This is a genomic window from Streptomyces sp. NPDC058632, assembly GCF_042717095.1.
In the GTDB taxonomy this organism is placed as follows: domain Bacteria; phylum Actinomycetota; class Actinomycetes; order Streptomycetales; family Streptomycetaceae; genus Streptomyces.
The window spans coordinates 1-17,229 of the sequence record NZ_JBHXQZ010000013.1; the positions used below are offsets into that span (position 1 = coordinate 1).

The 17,229-nt window shown below is 67.9% G+C and carries 18 protein-coding genes and 2 pseudogenes; 11 read left to right on the top strand and 9 right to left on the bottom strand.

Going from position 1 to position 17,229, the window contains the following annotated elements:
• Positions 1-561 precede the first annotated feature (561 nt).
• The 4 genes from ACFWVE_RS07530 (at position 562) to ACFWVE_RS07545 (ending at position 3,807) form a co-directional block, all read left to right on the top strand.
• Entirely contained in the window at positions 562-774 is a 213-nt protein-coding gene (locus tag ACFWVE_RS07530; protein ID WP_384009208.1) for a hypothetical protein, read from the top strand.
• Positions 750-1,277 carry a lanthionine synthetase LanC family protein gene (locus ACFWVE_RS07535; RefSeq protein ID WP_384009210.1) on the top strand — a complete coding sequence of 176 codons (528 nt, stop codon included), beginning with the start codon at positions 750-752 and terminating at the stop codon, positions 1,275-1,277. The genes ACFWVE_RS07530 and ACFWVE_RS07535 overlap by 25 nt, the downstream gene beginning before the upstream one ends.
• A complete protein-coding gene (locus tag ACFWVE_RS07540) occupies positions 1,274-2,953 on the top strand; it encodes a carboxylesterase/lipase family protein (protein WP_384009211.1) in 1,680 nt (559 codons plus the stop codon). Before ACFWVE_RS07535 ends, ACFWVE_RS07540 begins: the two co-directional genes overlap by 4 nt.
• A 638-nt stretch (positions 2,954-3,591) precedes the next feature.
• Complete coding sequence (locus ACFWVE_RS07545; protein ID WP_384009213.1) at positions 3,592-3,807, top strand: hypothetical protein; 216 nt, start codon at positions 3,592-3,594, stop codon at positions 3,805-3,807.
• A 240-nt stretch (positions 3,808-4,047) separates the two neighbouring features.
• On the opposite strand, the gene ACFWVE_RS07550 is transcribed toward ACFWVE_RS07545, so the two are convergent.
• From ACFWVE_RS07550 to ACFWVE_RS07565, 4 genes and pseudogenes are all read right to left on the bottom strand, one after another.
• Positions 4,048-4,365: a transposase gene (locus ACFWVE_RS07550; protein WP_384009354.1), complete on the bottom strand. Its 318-nt coding sequence runs from the start codon at positions 4,363-4,365 to the stop codon at positions 4,048-4,050.
• Positions 4,366-4,368: 3 nt separating this feature from the next.
• Positions 4,369-4,941: a hypothetical protein gene (locus ACFWVE_RS07555; protein ID WP_384009372.1), complete on the bottom strand. Its 573-nt coding sequence runs from the start codon at positions 4,939-4,941 to the stop codon at positions 4,369-4,371.
• A gap of 475 nt (positions 4,942-5,416) precedes the next feature.
• A pseudogene (locus ACFWVE_RS07560) lies at positions 5,417-5,746 on the bottom strand (transposase); the annotation flags it as partial.
• Positions 5,747-5,921: 175 nt separating this feature from the next.
• Positions 5,922-6,638, bottom strand: a complete 717-nt coding sequence (locus tag ACFWVE_RS07565; protein ID WP_384009215.1) for an SDR family oxidoreductase — start codon at positions 6,636-6,638, stop codon at positions 5,922-5,924.
• A gap of 121 nt (positions 6,639-6,759) precedes the next feature.
• Between ACFWVE_RS07565 and ACFWVE_RS07570 the strand changes: the two genes are divergently transcribed.
• Both ACFWVE_RS07570 and ACFWVE_RS07575 read left to right on the top strand, forming a co-directional pair.
• Positions 6,760-7,161: a MerR family transcriptional regulator gene (locus ACFWVE_RS07570; RefSeq protein ID WP_384009217.1), complete on the top strand. Its 402-nt coding sequence runs from the start codon at positions 6,760-6,762 to the stop codon at positions 7,159-7,161.
• Positions 7,162-7,498: 337 nt separating this feature from the next.
• Positions 7,499-7,786 (top strand): transposase, encoded by a 288-nt coding sequence (locus tag ACFWVE_RS07575; RefSeq protein ID WP_384009219.1) that lies wholly within the window; start codon positions 7,499-7,501, stop codon positions 7,784-7,786.
• A 46-nt stretch (positions 7,787-7,832) separates the two neighbouring features.
• On the opposite strand, the gene ACFWVE_RS07580 is transcribed toward ACFWVE_RS07575, so the two are convergent.
• The gene (locus ACFWVE_RS07580) at positions 7,833-8,612 is read right to left on the bottom strand and encodes a hypothetical protein (RefSeq protein ID WP_384009221.1); all 780 of its coding nucleotides are present in this window, start codon (positions 8,610-8,612) and stop codon (positions 7,833-7,835) included.
• Positions 8,613-8,793: 181 nt separating this feature from the next.
• Between ACFWVE_RS07580 and ACFWVE_RS07585 the strand changes: the two genes are divergently transcribed.
• Positions 8,794-10,221 carry a protein kinase gene (locus ACFWVE_RS07585; protein ID WP_384009357.1) on the top strand — a complete coding sequence of 476 codons (1,428 nt, stop codon included), beginning with the start codon at positions 8,794-8,796 and terminating at the stop codon, positions 10,219-10,221.
• A 154-nt stretch (positions 10,222-10,375) separates the two neighbouring features.
• The gene (locus tag ACFWVE_RS07590; RefSeq protein ID WP_384009223.1) at positions 10,376-10,540 is read left to right on the top strand and encodes a hypothetical protein; all 165 of its coding nucleotides are present in this window, start codon (positions 10,376-10,378) and stop codon (positions 10,538-10,540) included.
• Positions 10,541-10,856: 316 nt separating this feature from the next.
• On the opposite strand, the gene ACFWVE_RS07595 is transcribed toward ACFWVE_RS07590, so the two are convergent.
• The gene (locus ACFWVE_RS07595; protein WP_384009225.1) at positions 10,857-11,156 is read right to left on the bottom strand and encodes a DUF6342 family protein; all 300 of its coding nucleotides are present in this window, start codon (positions 11,154-11,156) and stop codon (positions 10,857-10,859) included.
• A gap of 658 nt (positions 11,157-11,814) precedes the next feature.
• On the opposite strand from ACFWVE_RS07595, the gene ACFWVE_RS07600 reads away from it, so the two are divergent.
• On the top strand, positions 11,815-12,402 hold the full coding sequence (locus tag ACFWVE_RS07600; RefSeq protein ID WP_384009227.1) for a GNAT family N-acetyltransferase: 588 nt from the start codon (positions 11,815-11,817) through the stop codon (positions 12,400-12,402).
• Between the two features lie 505 nt (positions 12,403-12,907).
• On the opposite strand, the pseudogene ACFWVE_RS07605 reads toward ACFWVE_RS07600, so the two are convergent.
• Positions 12,908-13,648, bottom strand: a pseudogene (locus tag ACFWVE_RS07605) (IS5 family transposase); the annotation flags it as partial.
• 226 nt (positions 13,649-13,874) lie between these two features.
• Entirely contained in the window at positions 13,875-15,077 is a 1,203-nt protein-coding gene (locus ACFWVE_RS07610) for a PP2C family protein-serine/threonine phosphatase (protein WP_384009228.1), read from the bottom strand.
• A gap of 520 nt (positions 15,078-15,597) precedes the next feature.
• On the opposite strand from ACFWVE_RS07610, the gene ACFWVE_RS07615 reads away from it, so the two are divergent.
• Positions 15,598-15,906 (top strand): transposase family protein, encoded by a 309-nt coding sequence (locus tag ACFWVE_RS07615; RefSeq protein ID WP_384009358.1) that lies wholly within the window; start codon positions 15,598-15,600, stop codon positions 15,904-15,906.
• A 10-nt stretch (positions 15,907-15,916) separates the two neighbouring features.
• The gene (locus ACFWVE_RS07620) at positions 15,917-16,357 is read left to right on the top strand and encodes a hypothetical protein (RefSeq protein ID WP_384009230.1); all 441 of its coding nucleotides are present in this window, start codon (positions 15,917-15,919) and stop codon (positions 16,355-16,357) included.
• A gap of 208 nt (positions 16,358-16,565) precedes the next feature.
• Here the strand turns inward: ACFWVE_RS07620 and ACFWVE_RS07625 are convergent, their stop codons facing one another.
• Positions 16,566-16,889, bottom strand: a complete 324-nt coding sequence (locus ACFWVE_RS07625; RefSeq protein WP_384009232.1) for a hypothetical protein — start codon at positions 16,887-16,889, stop codon at positions 16,566-16,568.
• Positions 16,890-17,229: the final 340 nt, after the last annotated feature.

Sequence of the window (17,229 nt, forward strand, 5' to 3'; positions counted from 1 at the left end):
GGAGAGCTACGAGGCCGGACTGCACCTGTGTGGGGCAATGCTCTGGCTCCGCAGCATCGCACCACACTCTTGATCCGAACTCCAGACAGGACCTAGGACGACGAGGCCCCGCTGCCGGCCTTCGGGACGCGATGGGGCGCCCCCGGATTCCTGCATCCGGAGCGTTCCTCCCGCGACGGACTGCTCCCCTGCGGCGACTGGTACGCCATCGTCATGATCCTCCACGACTGTGTGGTCCCCGCCACTGCGCTGTTCGGCCTCAACCCCGCGGCCGAGGACACCTTCCTCGACGCCTTCGGCGTGCCCCACCGGATGAGGTCCGTCGTCTCGCCTGAAGGCCGGTGCGGTGGCGGAGGCGAAGACCGTACTCGCCGAGTGGGAAGCCGGGTGATGTGACGCCTCCCTTGCCCACCGAGGCCACCGGGACGCGGGGCCGCCGGGACGCGGGGCCACCGGGAACTCCTGGACGCGGACGTACGCCGCACCGCCGACGGCGTTGCCGGGACCCTGCTCCGGACCGCAGACGAGTGGCGCACCGGCCGCCTGTGGCCCTCGGACTACATGGTCTTCTCGACCAACCCGCTCAGTGTCGCCTACGGCGCCTGCAGCCCGGCCCTCTTCCTGCGTACCGCGACGACCGCCGGCGCACCGCCGCCCGAGGCCGCCTTCTGGATGCGGCGGCAGCCCGCCGGCAACGACACCTACCCACCAGGGCTGTACGTCGGACTCGGCGCCACCTCGACCAGGCCGTGCGCGCGGGCGAGCATCTCCTGAGGACGGCACGCCACGAGGGCAACACCTCGTACTGGCCGTGCGAGCAGGACGGACGGGTCCACTACGGGTACGGGTACGGCTACGGAGCGAGCGGCATCGCCCTCCTCCTGCTCCATTTGCATCTGCGTACCGGCGACGCGCGCTTCCGTACCCGCGCCGTTCGCGCCCTGGAGTTCGACCTGGCCCACACGCGCGAAAGCGGAACCGGACTGCAATGGCGTCGGTTCCGGGACGACACCGTCATGTACCCGTACTGGATCCACGGCAGCGCCGGGATCGGCAGCGTACTCGTCCGCTTCCACCATCCGCTCGGCATCGAGCGCTGCGGCGCACTCGCCGCTCCCGTTCCGGGTGCCAGGGCCGTACCGAGTTTCACCCGGCTGCCCGTACCGGTCCGCTCTGTCCCGTTGGCGAGGTGCGCGCACTTTTCGCGGCTCCGCTGTGAGTATGTCCCGTATTCCTCCCGCGCTGACCGCGCCCCGACAGGAGACAGTCGGCCATGACAGCGAAACGCACGGCGGTGATCGCGGTCCTCGCGAGCGCGGCCTTCCTCGTGGTGAACGCCACCGCCCCGGACCCCCTGAGCGCGCCGGTGCCCGACAGCGCCGCCGCCACTGTGCGCACCGACACCGGCCTCGTCCGGGGCCTGCGGACGGTCACCCACACCCTGTTCCGGGGCATCCCCTACGCGGGGCCACCCAAGGGCGCGTACCGCTGGGCCGCACCGCGCCCGGTACGACCCTGGAAGGGTGTACGGGACGCCACGAAGCCCGGCCCGCTCTGCCCCCAGGTCGCCTCGCCCTACGCGGACGCGTCGAGCCTGGAGGAGGACTGCCTGGTCCTTGACGTCACCGTACGCGCCCCGGCGACCGCGAAACGGCCTGCCCCCGTCCTGGTGTGGATCCACGGTGACGGCAGTGTGGGCGGAGGAAGTCTCTTCGACGCACGGCGCCTCGCCGACCGCGGCCTGGTCGTCGTCACGGTCAACTACCGTCTCGGCGTGTTCGGCGGCTTCGGTTATCCAGGACTCGAGGGGTCAGGGACGTTCGCCCTCAAGGACCAGCAGGCGGCGCTGGACTGGGTCCGGCGCAACGCCGGCGCGTTCGGCGGCGACGCCGGCAACGTCACCGTGGCCGGGTCCTCGTTCGGCGCGGCCGCCATCAGCGGGCACCTCACCTCACCGAAGGCTCGAGGGCTGTTCCACCGGGCCGTTCTGGCCAGCGGCGAGGGGATGATGGACATGCCTGCCGGTGCGATGGGCGAGGGTGTACCGGCCTACCCGTACTACACCTGGCGCACGGAGCGGGAAGTACGCGACGCCGGCGTCGAGATGACCTCCTCCCTCGGCTGCGCCGGCCGCGGCCCGGAGCGCGCTCTGCGGTGCCTGCGCGCGCTGCCGGTGAAGAAGCTGCTGACGGTCCCGCACATCATGAACGCCTTCCAGACGTTCGCCTTCGGCACCGACGTGCTGCCGGAACTGCCGGAGAAGGCGCTGAGGGCAGGCCGCTTCCCCCGCATCCCACTGATGACGGGGGCCACCAGGGACGAGCACCGGCTGTTCGTCGGGATGGCCCACGACGCGATCGGTTCCCCCTTCACCGCCGGCCAGTACGAACGGGCGCTCGCCACGGCCTTCGGCCGTTGGGCGGACAGGGTGAGCGCACAATATCCGGTCAGGGACTTCCCCTCACCCGCCCTGGCCTGGGCCACCGTGGTGACCGACCGGATGTGGGCCAGGGGCACCTACGCGCAGGCCGTCGCTTTCGGACGCCACGCGCCTACGTACGCCTACGAGTTCGCCGACCGGAACGCCCCCATGTACCTCCCTTTCCCCGGGGACTTCGACTTCGGCGCCTACCACGCGGGCGACACCCCGTACGTGTTCGAGGACGCCGACGCCCAGAAGCACTTCACCCCGGCCCAGGTGCGCCTGTCCGACACCATGACCGACCACTGGGCGCACTTCGCCCTCACCGGCACACCGAACCGGCCGGGACTTCCACGGTGGCCCCGGTTCAATCCGGCCCGAGCCGTACCGCACACCCAGTCCCTCGCGCCGGACGGTATCGGACCGGTCGACTACGCCCGGGAACACCGGCTCGACTTCTGGCGCCGGCTCGCCGAACAGGACGGCTTCCCGCCATCACAGCCCGCCGAGGGCAAGGAACCGGTCTCATGACCAGCCCGCTCCCGCCGCAGCGGATCAACGTCACCCACGACTGGGGTGTGCTCAAGGAAACCGTCGTGGGCCGCGTCATCGACTTCACTTCCCCGCGCAGTTCGCCCCCGGGCTCCCGCGATCGCTGCGCTTCCTCCCCGAGCGGACGAGGGAGCACCTGCCCCGGTGGGCGGGGAGGACCTGGTCGCAGGCCGACCCCGAGGGCTACGGACGGTGTGTCGAGCAGGTGGAGTATCTGGCCCGCTTCCCCACGGCCCGCGGAGTGCGGGTCCACCGTCCCCGTGAACTCAGCGACAGCGAACTGAGCGTGACGGCGACGGCGACGGCGACGGCGACGGCGACGGGTTCAGCATGCAGACCTTCGTACGCGATCCCATGATCGTCATCGGCGGCCGGGGCGTCGAAGCGGCGCTGCGGCTGCCGCCCCGCTTCAAGGAACGCTTCGGGCTGCGCCCCGTCTTCGAGGAGGTGGCGGCACGCGGGGCGCGCTGCTCGGTCATGCCGCCTCCGGCCCCCGTACCGGTACCGGACATCCGCACGGCCCGGGGTCCCTTCCTGGAGGGAGGTGACGTGCTGCCCCATGGGCCGCGACATCCTCGTCGGCACGGGCCGGGGCGGGGCGGCGTCCGACACGGCGGGTGCCCAGTGGCTGGGACGCCGTCAACCTCCTGGCGGGCAACAGCCTGGTCCTGGCCCTCGGCGAGATCGTCGTCGCCGAGCGGTTGACTGACCTGGCCGAAGCCCTCACCGTGCACGACGTGACGGTGCACACCCTGCCCTACGACGCAGTGACCCCCTTCGCAGGTGGCTTCCGCTGCTCCCGTCACCCCTTGGTGCGAGAGCTCGGGGCCTGACCGTCGCAGGGCCCCGCCCTCGAGGGCTTCGGGGAACGGGTGCAGCGGGCGGTGGTGAGGACGGGTGCGGGCCGCCCGGGGCCTGCTGCCGCCGGGACCCGTTACCCCGGCCCTGTATACGCCGGATACCGAAGCACAGTGCGAGGTTCTGCACCGCCGCTGCGTTGGGGCCGCTCGGGATTCACCCGGCCGAGCTGTGTTTCTTGGCTTGACTCTGTCGGGGATCTTGGATGGTCGGGCTCAGCTGCCGAGGGTTCGCCAGGCCTTCGGCCGGGGGATCTCGTTCTGGTCCAGGAAGGTCTGGAAGGCGGTCGGCGGTCTCGGTGAAGAGGCTCCCTCGGTCACTGACCGGCCGCTGAGGCGTTCAATGTTCACGGCGATGGCCGTGAGCACGTGGTGCAGGTGGGCTTTCGGCCGTCCTCGGTAACGGCAGCGGTGCATGCCGTGTCCGTGGGCGAACTCGTTGATGGTGCCCTCCGCTCCGGAGCGGACCGCGTAGCGGGCCTTCCACTCGGGTGTCTGTTGCTCGTGGCGGACACGGACTTGCAGGTCACGCAGTTCTCACGGCCAAAGTCCACGGTCCGGGCGCTGTCGGTGGTGGCGGTGCAGCGGCTGCGGACCGGGCAGGGGCGGCACCGGCTCTTGGTAAACCGAGCCACGATCAGCGGGGCCGCAGTGGGCGAGGACGTCGGACAGGGGCCGTGCCACCCCCGGCTGACCTCGCCCTGGGGGCAGGTCGCCTGCTGGCGGTCGAAGTCGATGTGGAAGTTCGTCCCGGTCGAAGCCCTCGTTCTTGCGGTGCCGGCGGGTGGGGTTGCCCGGAAGCGTGCCGGTGACCGTGACCTGGTGCTTGCGGGCGGCCTGTTCCAGGTGGGCCAGGGAGGTGTAGCCGCCGTCGACCAGGTGCTCGGCGGGCAGCAGCCCGCGATGCTTGAGCCGGGTGTGGATGCCAGGCAGGGCCTGGGCGTCGTAGGTGGTGGCCACATCCGTGATCACGTTCGCGCCATCGGGAGTACAGGTCTCGGTGAGGTGCGTGAGGAAGCCCTTCCAACGGGTGATCTGCCCGCGGCGGGCGTAGCGGGCCGAGGTGTCGTAGGGAGACCGCGACCGACGAGGGCGGCAGCCCGCCGTCATCGGCGGTGCGCCGGCGCGGGCGTCCTGCCGCGTCGCGGTAGTAGTTCTGCACGACGATCTGTCGCAGGGCCTGGGCCCGGGGACCGAGCGCGCGGTCCGCCCCATACTGCCGGAGGTGTTCCGGCAGCCGGAAGGCATCGTCGCCGACGGCGAGGATCCTGGTCTTGGGCCGGGTGGGGTTCTTGCCCAGGCGGGCCGGGCGGCCGTAGCGCCACCCCCAGTCCTCGTCGACCAGGTCAACCAGCAGGTGCCCAGCGGTGCCAGCGAATTCTTCCAGCGCGGCCCGTACCGCCTCGGTGATCAGCTCCAGCCGGGTCAGGTCACGCACCGCGGCCAGGACGTGGGTGGAGTCGGTGCGCTGCGTGGTGCGTTCGGTGACGAGGCCGGCCTCTTTCAGGCGGGCGAGCGCCAGATCGAGGAGACGGTCGGCGCGGTCGTCCTGGGCGAGGCGCTCGCGGAAGTCGGCCGGCACGCTGTGGTGGAAGCCGGGGTCGTCCAGCTCCATGGCCATGGCGTATTTGAAGTCGATGCGGCAGCGCACCGCCTCGGCGGCCTGCCGGTCCGACAGACCGAGCAGGAACTGCAGCACACGGACGGTGGCCAACTGGGCGGGTGCGATGCCGGGGCGTCCGTCGCGCGGGTACCAGCCGGCGAAGTCCTCGTCGCACCACAGCCCGTCGAGGCGGTCTCTCACCCATATCGCCGGCTGGTACCCGCGCGGGTTGCTCGCCGGTGTGATCTTCGCAGTCAGAGACGGGACTTGCTCATCGGAACGAAGACGGAGCGACCCCGGGCGCCTCGGCATGTATCGGTCTTCGGAACAGCCCGAGCATGCCAGTTGATCATGCTGCCGTACCGGGAAAATCCAAGATCCCCGACAGAGTCAAGCTGAGACCGTGCCGTTCCAGACTGGCTCCGGTTCTCGCCCGGTGTGGGCAAGAACCGGAGTGAGCGCCACCTTTCGAGCGGGCAAGGAGGAATCAGTTCCCGGACGGGGGGCTGTAGAGCTGCGCAGGGTCGTTTGAGAGAGTGGCCTTGACGAAGCGGCTGGGGTCGTCGACGAGCACCTCGATGTCCCCCGCCTGCACGCCGTCGAGGCTGGCTCGCGCGACGTCCATCGGGTCGATCTTGGGTGCGTCACGTCCCGCCATCATGTCGGTGTCCGCAGCCCCCAGATGCACGCCCTGGACGAGGATCTTCTGGCCGGCGAGCTCGATGCGCACTCCATTGGTCATATTCCACTCCGCAGCCTTGGCCACGGAGTAGGGCCCTGACCCTTCGGGGGTGGCTACCCACGCCAGTACGGAGAGGACGTTCACGATCGCGCCCCCGCCGTTGGAGACCAGAGCTGGCGCGAAGGCGCGAATGACCCGCAGGGTGCCGAAGAGGTGCGTTTCCAGGTCCTGCCGGATCATGTCCAGGTCGTCGGTCAGGAGGTTGGCACCGGTGGTGATGCCGGCGTTGTTGACCAGCAACGTGACGTCCTGGGCCGCTGCGGCAGCCTCCGAGATCGACTTCTCGTCCAGCAGATCAAGGTACAGCGGCGTAACCCGAGGGTCGGAAATGCCGATCGCCTCCGGGCGACGGGCCGTCGCGTAGACTTTTTCAGCTCCCCGTTCCAGTAGCTGGTCGACGAAGCGCCGACCGATCCCTCGGTTGGCTCCGGTCACAAGCGCGGTGGCACCGGCGATATCCATGATCATTCCTTTCGGCAGGCGGGCATGCGGTCCGCACCCGTCCCGTGTCGCCTACGCTAAAACTTGACGTCGACGTGAAGGGCAAGTCGTGAGGAGTGACAGCACGAGCAGAAAGCTCACGATGCGTATCGGTGAACTGGCCGAACGGACCGGAGTCAGCACGCGCGCCCTGCGCTACTACGAAGAGCAGCGCCTCCTGAGTCCGCAGCGAACCGCCAGCGGCCAGCGCGTCTACCCGGAGTCGGCCGTGAACCGGGTGAAGCTGATTCAGCAGCTCTACACCGCCGGCCTCGCCAGCCGTCTGATCGCCACGCTCCTGCCGGCCGTCGACGCCCGCTCCATGGGCCCCGAACTGCTGGACCGTCTGCTTGATGAGCGCGCACGCATCAGAGCAAAGACCGCTGAGCTGCAGGCCGCGGGGCGCAGACTCGATGTACTGATCGGGCTCGCCACACACCCGAACGTTGAGTACTGCCCGGCCTCGCTCGACCAGGCGACTGTCCCAGAACCCACCACGACCTGACGGGCGCAACGGATCATCACCACTGATCGCTCCTGTCCCGTCGCACCGCAATTTTCTGTTGATCTTGCCCTGAGCTGCAGGTTTGCCGGGATGATTGTGAGCGCCTCCCCTCGCGTTCTCAGCGAAGCCGGCTTCTGCGGAACGTCCGGAGGCCGTGAGCATCGACGACTCAGCCCGAGGGGGAGAAAAATCCTTTAGAAGCTGTCGTCGTTCCGATCTTGAGGGGTGTACGTCGAACGGGAGTCTCGATCGGGTGATCGCCGTCGGCCGCGGGCATGAAGGCAGGGTCTCTCGGTAGCTCGGGGTTGCGAAGCCGACCGAGATCCAGGAGACCCTGTTGTCGCAGTTCTACGTGCTCGCGCCGGTGGAGTTCAACTCGACTGCCCCGTCGCGTGATTGTGTCGCTCACTGGTTCGGGAACGCGGCCGATCGCCCGGAACGTGTTCGGCGGTATTCGTCGGACATGACGGACGCGGAGTGGGCGGCGGTCCGGCCGCTGCTGCCGGTGCCGGCCTGGTTGCGCGGCCGGGGCGGACAGCCGGAGGAGTACTGCCACCGGGCGATGCTGGACCAATGCCACGAATTTAAGGGCCCGTTGGCGATGTCAAGGCATCGAGGAGAGTGATCTTGTAGGTGTTCGGCGCGGTGCGGATGAGTCGCCCGTTGCGGGCTCAATAGCAGAGTTGCGCGGTGATGCTGCTGAAAGGGCGCCCCGAGGTGGGAAGCCCGAGATGCCGCGCGATGTCCCGGGTGTGCATGGCCTGGTTGGAGTTCGCGGCCAAGAGCTGGCAGACCTGGCCCCAGCGGCCGGAGAGGGCTCGGCTCGGGTCCTGCGCGCTGGGCGGAGCTGGTGGGTGCACGGTGATCTCGATGGCGGTGATCGGGGTGCTGTCGCGTGGACGCCCGTCGCGGTTCCAGATGTTGTAGCGGAAGGTTCCGCACTTGGCTATGCGGGCGGACAGTCGCATCCGGCGCCCGGGAAGCAGCGCGAGCAGGACGCGGGCGCCGATATGTCCCACCAGGTCGTAGCGGCTGCTCGGCCCTGGGGCCGCGGTCGTTGCGACCCGGCTGACCACCGTGTCGCGGGCGGCTTCCAGAGCGACGGTGAAGCCGGCCCGGTCGGGATCACAACCGGGCATTGTCTCCACCGCGGTCACCATGACCGAGCGCCGGGCCTGGTAGTAGGGTGAGCAGTCCCACACCTCCTGGTTGAGACCCACCGGGTCCTTCGAACGGAGAACTCGGCCTTTGAGCAGGGTGTGACGGAGCGCCAGGTAGGTGATCTCGATCTCCCAGCGCTCATGGTAGAGACGCACCAGGTGGTCGGCGGGATCGGTGCGGTGGTCGTCGAGCGTGGTCAGCAGGCGGTAGGTGACGCCGAAGTCGCCGCCGTCGGCGACGCAGCAGCTGCTCGTCATCACGGTCCAGCTGTTCAGCCTTGCAGCCGTCACTGGCAAACCCCCGGCGTGCGCCGGTTTTGCCTCGCGAAGTGTCGTCGCGGTGCTGTACCGGGGGTATTCCAGCTCTTCGTGGGTACCTGCGTCCGGCGGGGCGTCGACCACGGCTCGCCAGGAGCATTCGCACCTCAATGCAGTGGGAGAGGGAATGAGGTTTCGTGAGTCGGCCCGGGCCATGGCTTCCCGGTGTTCCGCCGAGGTACTGAGCGGCCGGTACCGTCTGGACGATCTCCTTGGTTCGGGCGGCGCCGCGAACGTCTATCGGGGTTTCGATCTGCGATTGAGACGACCGGTGGCGGTCAAGGTCTTTCGGCCCGATACCGGCATCGACATTGAAGAGAACTTGCACAGCGAAGCAGTGATCCTGGCCCGGTTGCACCACCCCGGACTTGTCACCGCCTACGACGCCGGACAGCACAACGGACGTGTCTTCCTGGTCATGCAACTGATCGAAGGCAACACACTGAGGAACCGTATCGCCAAGGGCCCACTGCCACCCAAAGCGACTGCCGAACTCGGCATCGACCTGGCCCACGCGCTGGCTCACGCACACGAAGCAGGAATCGTCCACCGAGACGTCAAACCGTCCAACATCCTTCTGGACGCTTCCCACCGTCCCTACCTGACCGACTTCGGCATCTCCCGACTGCTGGACGCCACCACCCGCACCGCCACCGGCACGCTCATCGGTACCGCCGCCTACCTCTCCCCCGAGCAGGTCCTCGGCCGGCCCGTCGGCAGGCCCGCCGACGTGTACGCCCTCGGCCTGGTACTCCTCGAATGCCTCACGGGCAGGCTCGAGTATGACGGTGGTCCCCTTGAAGCCGCGATCGCACGACTGCACCGCCAACCCGTCCTGCCCCATTGCCTGCCGGAACAACTGGCCTCCCTGTTGCGGGACATGACAGCCCTGGACGAGCAGAACCGCCCATCAGCCAGCGACTGCGCCCGCGCACTGGCCGCGTTGGCCGGGACAGCACGTCTTGAAGCCGGTCCGTCGTCGCACGCCACAAGCCTCATCGCCGGCCACGGACCATCGCAGACGGCCGACCGCACGCACATGAATCCGCTGCCCGACAAGGATCAGACTGCTCCCCGCGCCACGCCCGCGCGTGGGCGCACCCTCGTGGCCGGCGCGACCGTTGCACTCGCCGCCGTCATGGCAACCGCCTTCGCCGTCAGCGACGACTCCGCCCCACCCGACGATGACCGAAGTGCGACCAGGGCCACGAGTGCCCCCACTGGAAAGTCGGATCCTCCTGGCAGCGCAGGGCAGAAGGAGGCAGCCACGACGTCTGCGGCGGCGCCACCCTCTGACCACAGCGCCTCTGTCGGCACACTCCCCGACGACGTACCCGGGCAAAGCGCCGGTCCCGCTTCCCACGGCCCGAACCACAGATCCGCCATCGACGCAGCCACACACAGCTCTGCAGCCAGGACGGCACAAGCCACACCAAGCGACACGGACACACCCGTGGCGGCAACGCAGGGCGGCGCGGCGACCGAGGCCCCGCACCGACCGCCCGGCCGAGCAAAGAAGACGGAAAAGGCCGAGAATAAGGCGCAGCAGAAGGAAGCCAAGAAGACGGCCGGGGAACGCTGAAGGTGCGAGCGGGATGCCGGCTGACTTCGTCGAACCTCGAGCAGTGAGGTTCCCCCGAGATGCACCTGCATGGCAGGCCCCCTCGCCCCCGCTCCTGAACCACCACCGTGCCGCCAGAAGCGTGCCGTACCAGCGCGATCAGGATGGCTCTGCGTTGCCATTCCGCCAGGAACGCGGCGGCGCCCGTCTGGAACGCACCATGGCCTGGCTCGTCGGCTGCCGTAGCCTCCATCGCCGCCACGAACACAAAGCCGAACACTTCCTCCCCTTCACCAGCATCGCCTGCACCCTCATCTGCTACCGCGGACTCGCCGAATGAGAGGCGGCCGCCGGTAAGTGGTCAGCATCGGGGCACAATTCTCATTCTTCGGGCGACCGCGGCTCGACCTGCTGTTACTGGGGTCAGGAATGGGCACCGACGTACCACAACACCCCGTGAGTGTCCGGGGCCACGACCGACTGGTCGTCGCCCCGGATCTCGGTGCACTCAGCTGTGCTGATTCAGAACTCTGGTCAGTTTCGGGTTGACCGCCCGAGCGGCATCGAGGTCGGACCGAGTCTCTTCCAACCGGGCGGTGATGATCGCGTCGAGACGGCCCGTCGACGTGGTCGGGGAGCGGCCTCGCCCTACCCGATCAGTAGGACAGATCTCCCTGTTCCTGGATCACGCGGCCGGCGATGTACAGGTCGCCGTCGGAGTCGAGAATGGCGATGATCTTCTTCTCGGTCCCGTGGTGGGTGGTGAACACGATCCGGTCCCCCTCCTGGCTGGTGGAGAGGTTCGTGTTCACCGAGAGCTCGATACCGAGCGGCGAGCTGATGACCACGTCCTGTTTTCCGGCGTCCGAGAACTTCGGGCTGGGCCGCAGGCCGATCCGCCCGTGGGTGTCGCCCTCGTCCCAGTCCGATGCCACACCGAGATCCACATCAGGCATGAAGTCCCCTTGATATCCGGCGGCACCGCGCCTTCCGTTTTTCAAACCGCACAGCCTGCGCGACCGAAGTTGGAATGCACGCTCCGCATCTTTTTCGCTTGGTGTTTCCCGACCCACGCAGAGTAAAATCGGCTCCGAGGGGGGCGAGTACGATGAGTAACTTATGCCTGTCGGGTCGGCAGTGTCACCGGCTGAGACGTGGCCATTAATTCTTCGGCCTGATTTGCATCGTGTGCAGAAGTGCTCTGCAAAATCTCATCCGCCCCACCTTCACCAAGGTACCGGTGAGCAGGTATGGATAATCTTCGACTATTCACCGGCATGAGGGCAGGGGCACTGGGCGGGTGCTGCGGATGGCTGAAAAGGCATCCGCAGCGTACTGGCCGGAGATCGCCAGCCGCTCAACGATTTCCACCATGACCCACGAGTGCCGAGTACTCCAAATGAGATGACACCCGAGAGGGCGATTCATGAGCTGATGTTCCTTTCGGTGCGAGGCTGGGGAAGGAGTGCCGTTCAGTGCGTCGCCGGCCTGGCGAAGTTACCTGTGTAATATGCGGTCAGGTTCCCCACTTGTTACGGAGGGGTCCGCATGGACGTCGGACTCGTACGTTCATGGGTGGAGGGTTGGGTCGTTTCACGCGGAGCCGCGCCGCCGGTGGCCGGGCCCTGGGGCTTCACCGTCATCGTGGGAATGACCAGCCGGGTCACCCGACACGTGCTGCCCGATGCCGACGAGTCACCGGTCCGCAAACTGACGGAGACGGTCACCTCCCCGGGCACCTGGCTCAAGCTCTTCCTGCCGTCGCGGACCATCGCCCCGCGGGTAGCCCCTGGCTGGCGCTTCGACGACGACGGCTTCCTGATGTCGCTGCCGCTGCACCCAACCGCCTCCGGAGCCCTCGACGGGTACCAGGTGCGCACCTGGGCGCGGGACGGCGTCACGCGGGTGCTCATCCTGACCGAGGACGGCGCGTCCGCCGCTCGTGGCCAGGTCGCCGTGCCAGGCCGCGGGCACACCGCCGTCATCGACCAGGTCGAGACTTCTCCGGCCCACCGCCGTAAGGGACTTGGCAGTCTGGTCACGCGGATGCTGGGGAACATTGCCGTCGCCGCGGGCTCCTCAACTGCTGTGTTGACCGCGACGACCGAGGGGCGGGCGCTTTATGAGGCCCTGGGCTGGCGCACCCTCTCTCCCCTGACCGGCCTGGTCCGCGACGTTCCGCCGCAGACGCTGGAAACCTGAGAGGGAGGTCGTGAGTTGATGTCCCTTTCTGGGTGAAGGTGGGGCAAGGCCGTTGGTCAGCGTACTTGATGGGCTATTACTTTCTGGCGAGGCTGCCGGTGTCGACTTCGGCGAGAACACCGAGTCCGACCAAACGCTTCAACTCGGCCCGAGTGCCTTCGACATTCTTTGGCAGCAGGTTGTGCCGAAGGCCTGGCAGACGTCGCGGGCCCGGAGTGATCGCGTGGACTCGTTGAAGACGGCGAGGATGCGGGGGCAGCCCGGGTGGTCCGGCAACTCTTGCGGCGCCGAACAATCGTTGGGGATCCGGTCGGCGAGGTCGGTGATGGTCTTCCGGGTGATGGCGAGGTGTTCGAGGTGCGTCTCGGCCTCCTGCAGCCGGTTCTGCAGGTCGGTGATCTGTGTTCGTAGGTCGTCGGCCAGGGCCCGGGCGGCGTTCCCCAGGGTGCCCAGCGCGCCGAGCAGGGGCTGGATGGATGTTCACGTGGTCATCGGCTGAGGGCCGCGCCGGGTGGTGCTCGTAGTCGCAAACCAATCGCCCGTGCAGTATCAGGATCCCGTAGGTCTGCTCGACCCTCCACCGTTTCGGCTGCGGCACGAACCCCTTGTTCTGCGGGTTGCGTTCCACGATCTCGACGTCAAGGCCGAGGTGGGCGCCGTGCGTGACGACCTGGTTCTTGAGCCCTGGTCGACCAGAGCCTTCTCAACGGTTCCGCCGGTGTTCTCGGCGACCTGGTCCAGCAGAGCGATACCTGCGGCGTTCTCGTGCGTGTCCGCCGCGAGGACCACCATCGCGATGACCAGCCCGAGCACGTCCACCGCCAGGCCCCGCTCGCGGCCCGGAGCCCTCTTCGCCATGTCCAGGCCCGTCGTGGAAGCGGGAACTCCGGCAGCCGCGTGGACACTCTGCTGTCCAGGACCACCAGGGTCGGTCCTCTAATCGGCGGGAGCGTTCAGGGACCTGGCATCGCAGGAGTTCGTGGATGGCCTGGTCCGTCCCGTCGTCACGCCAGGCGGCGAAGTAGTAGTGGGTCGCGCTCTTCGGAGGCAGGTCGTGCGGGAGGCAGGCCCACTGGCAGCCGGTCCGACCCCGGTAGAGGATCGCGTTCACGATCTCGTGCATCTCATAGGAGCCCTGGTGACCGCTGACCGAGCGATGCCGGTCCTTCCACGCGTTGATCACCGGCTCGATCAGGGCCCACTGCTCGTCCGGTAAGTCGCTCGGGTGCGGCATGCGTTCACTCACCCCGCCACCCCAGCAGACCACAAGCCGCGGAGCACTAGATTCCACTTACAGCCACACCATCAGGTGATAACAGAATCACTCAAAGACTCATGAACCGCCCTCCTGGGTGAGCCGGACGTCGCCCGGCGCGCCGGCGCGGCTGACGTTCCACGTCAGGGTCATGTACATCGTCCGATGCGAGGTTGGTGTCCGGTGCGGCATGCGCGAGCTGGTTCGTGAGCGTGGCTCATTCCAGGACAGCGAGGTGGTCGGCCGCGCGACCGCGCCACTCGATGAGGAAGAGGGTCGAGTCATCGCTGGTCGCCCCGCGTTCCTGTTTGAGGGTGTGGGAGAGCCGGAGCGCTGTTGTCCGTAGTCCTTCCTGGGTGTGCTCGACGCGGTTGACGCAGGCGATGAGTCGTTCCTCTCCGAACGGTTGCCCGTCCTCGCCGCGCTCCTCGATCAGGCCGTCGGTGTAGCACAGCACTCGATCGCCCCGCTGGAGTGTGTATTCACTGATCTGGGGCGGTGGACCGCCGAAGCCGACGGGCAGGGTGGTGAGGCCTTCCAACTGGCGGGCGACCTCGTGGGTGCGGATCAGCAGGGGTGCGGGGTGGCCCGCGTTGACCCATTGCAGGCGGCCGGTGACGATGTCCAAGTCCATCATCTGTGCGGTGACGAAGTGGTCGGGCCCGAACTGTTCGGCGATGGCCTGGTCCATGAACGCGTACTTCTCGGCAAGGCTGATGCCGGCGCGTCTGGCGTGCCGGTAGGCGCCGACCGCGACGGTCGCCATCGTGGCCGCGTCCAGGCCATGGCCCATCGCATCAATCACGGCCGCATGCAGGATGTCGTCGTTGAGTGCGTAGTCGAAACTGTCGCCGGCGATGTCGTAGGCGGGCTCCAGGATGCCGGCCACCTCGACCTGCGGCACGGACATCGACAGCGGCGGCAGCAAAGTCCACTGCATCTCCGCGGCCACGCTCATCGGCTCGCGGCGCCGGGCCTGGAAGAACCGGTCTGTGTAGGCGTGCTTGGTGACCAGCATGTCGGCGACCAGGCCGGCGAGCCTGCGCAGCAGACGCCGGTCGTCGTCATCGACGGTGTCCAGGGTGACAGCCATCACCCCCACCTCGTCGCTGCCGTCCAGCAACGGCAAGTACATCCGAACGCTGTCGGTCTGCGGGACCTCGACCGGGGCCATCCGCAGGAAAGCCGTGCCCGCCGCGGAGTCACCGATCACTTCGGGCTCACCGACCAGCAGTCCCCTCCCCGGCAGCGGCATCAGGAACTCCTGCGCATAGTCCTGCAGGAGGATCGAGACCCCGCGTCCACCGACCCGGGCCACTTCTTCCGCGATCAACGGAGCTACCAACTGCGGCGGCATCTCGTGCGCCCGGTCCAGCAGCACCCCCAGCAACCGCTCTCCGAATCCTTCCGACCGGTCCACCCTGGCCTTGTCAGGCGCCGGCTCACGCTCGGCCACAGCTGTCCCCTACCGGCCTGACTGGCCCATTACCGATCACCTTCGTGAATCGGCCACGGCCTTCTCGTTCCGCAAGCATGCGCATTGCTCGATCATCACGCTGCGGCCCAGCGCTCACCGCTCGCAACGGCACCCGCTCCCGGCGAATCGCTCGAACGGAGCAGGCGGCGAACTCCAAACCGTTCGGGAGTCGCCTGAAGAGTGTTTCCGGAATGATCCGGCCTACCCGGGGCCGCCCAGCAGCGCAGATCGGCCGCGGCCAAGGTGTTGATGATCCCGTGGGGGCGGGCCGCGCGCAGGTCGTGTGTCAACGTACACGTGAACGCGGCTCTGGCAAGATTCCCGTAGTCCGAGATCACCTCGGGAGCGCCAGGGTCGACTGGTCCGCATGACGGGCAGCCTTTGAGTGTGTTCAATTGAACTACCGGACTCGTCACCGCACTTGGCGGGCGTGCCGGTCTCCTCGGTCGACGGCTCCGGACCAGTGGTAGTTGTCCATGCGCGTACGCGGTCACTTGTTCCGGCACCGTGTACGGGCTGTGGAAGACCGAGCGGGTGGTGTCACAGCCGCTATGTCGGACGACTTGCCGATGCGTCGCTGGGCGGTCGTCCCATGCTGATCGAGCTGAACGTGCGGCGTCTGTCCTGCGAGAACGCCTCTTGCGACAAGGTGACGTTCACGGACAACGCCGCCCCTTTCATCAACGACGCCGTTCTGTTCCGCGACCGCGCCCGGTTCACCGACTCCCGCGACGCGGTCCTCTACCGGGGTGCCGCGCAGCCACGACGGTGACGTCCTTGCGTTGCCACTCACCGGCGAGTGGGTGCAGGCGCCCACTGGGAACAGTGCCGACGGCCTCGTCGCCACCCCCGACGGGCGTGCTCTGACCCGTTGTCGGCAGACGGCGCTCAGTGCGGGCCAGTTGTACAACGTGAGCCTCAAGACCGGGTACGTCACCACGATCGCCCTGACGGGCGCGGAGGAGGTCGTCAACGGTGACGGGCTCGGGTTCCGCATGGGCCACACCCTGTACGTCGTGCAGAACCGCATGAACCTCGTCAGCGTGTGGGACCTCGATGCCAAGGCCGCCACCGCCACCCCGCGCACCACGATCACCGACCCGCGCTTCGACGTACCCGCGAACGCCGCCCGCTACGGCAACCACCGCTGCCTCGTCGACGCCCGCTTCACCAGCCCGCAGACGCCAGAGGCGACGTTCGACGCCGTCGCGGTGTCCATCTGAGGGACGGCCTGGCGCCCACTCCACCCCTGTCCCTCTCCCGCCATGGTCAAAGTTGACCATGGCGGGGTGCGTGGGCGAGAAGACCCTTCCGATCCTTACCTGCCGGATCCTCCATCCCGTCCTCGACTTCTACACCGTTCTCGGCTTCGAGGTGACCTTCCCGATCCGGTTTCAGCGTGTCCACCATTCAAAGGGAGGGCTCGGGAGCTCATGGCGGTTTCACCGTCACACAGGCAGGAGCGGTCGGGGAACGGGTGGTGCAATGGCTCTTGCCTTTGTCTCCGCTGTTGGACACGTTGATCGTCAGATGTGTGGCGTTCTTCGGCAGCGTGAGCGGAATGGTTATTTTCTGGTCCACCTCGCCCATGTCGTCGGGCCTGAGCGATCCTGAATAGAGTTCGGCGTCCGACCGGTCGCCTTCACCTGTGTGCAGCGACCGCGCGAACGCGGCTACGTGGTCGTTGCGATCGACACCGACCGCGTGGACGGTGAACGTCAGCGAGACATAGGGCCGTTGACCCGTCAGGCTCACGCTCGTCACGGTCGGCCTGCCGTTCCCGGCGGCGGCGAGGGTGGCGACGATCAGCGAGGCGACGAGAGCCGCGACCAGCGGGTCCTGCGGGAGTTCGGCAGCACCCTGCGCAGCAGAGCCGTCATACCCGCCGCGTCAAGACCGAGCATCCCCAACACCGAGGCATGTTGACGTGCCGGAAGTAAGGACGCGAGCGCCAGGATCGGGCGCAGCAACTGATGCAACCCCGCATATGCCCCCCTCGCTGCCGCGACAGCGCAGCACACGAACGCGGGAAGTACGCCCTGTCCAGGAGGGCGACGCGCAGGCCCGGGTCGGCGCGCGACGCGCTCAGGGCGGT

Bases quoted from the DNA above. Each gene is read 5' to 3' on its own strand.
- ACFWVE_RS07530 (WP_384009208.1), top strand. From the start codon at position 562: ATGGTCTTCTCGACCAACCCGCTCAGTGTCGCCTACGGCGCCTGCAGC.
- ACFWVE_RS07540 (WP_384009211.1), top strand. From the start codon at position 1,274: ATGACAGCGAAACGCACGGCGGTGATCGCGGTCCTCGCGAGCGCGGCC.
- ACFWVE_RS07555 (WP_384009372.1), bottom strand. From the start codon at position 4,941: ATGACGGCGGGCTGCCGCCCTCGTCGGTCGCGGTCTCCCTACGACACC.
- ACFWVE_RS07565 (WP_384009215.1), bottom strand. From the start codon at position 6,638: ATGGATATCGCCGGTGCCACCGCGCTTGTGACCGGAGCCAACCGAGGG.
- ACFWVE_RS07570 (WP_384009217.1), top strand. From the start codon at position 6,760: ATGCGTATCGGTGAACTGGCCGAACGGACCGGAGTCAGCACGCGCGCC.
- ACFWVE_RS07585 (WP_384009357.1), top strand. From the start codon at position 8,794: ATGGCTTCCCGGTGTTCCGCCGAGGTACTGAGCGGCCGGTACCGTCTG.
- ACFWVE_RS07595 (WP_384009225.1), bottom strand. From the start codon at position 11,156: ATGCCTGATGTGGATCTCGGTGTGGCATCGGACTGGGACGAGGGCGAC.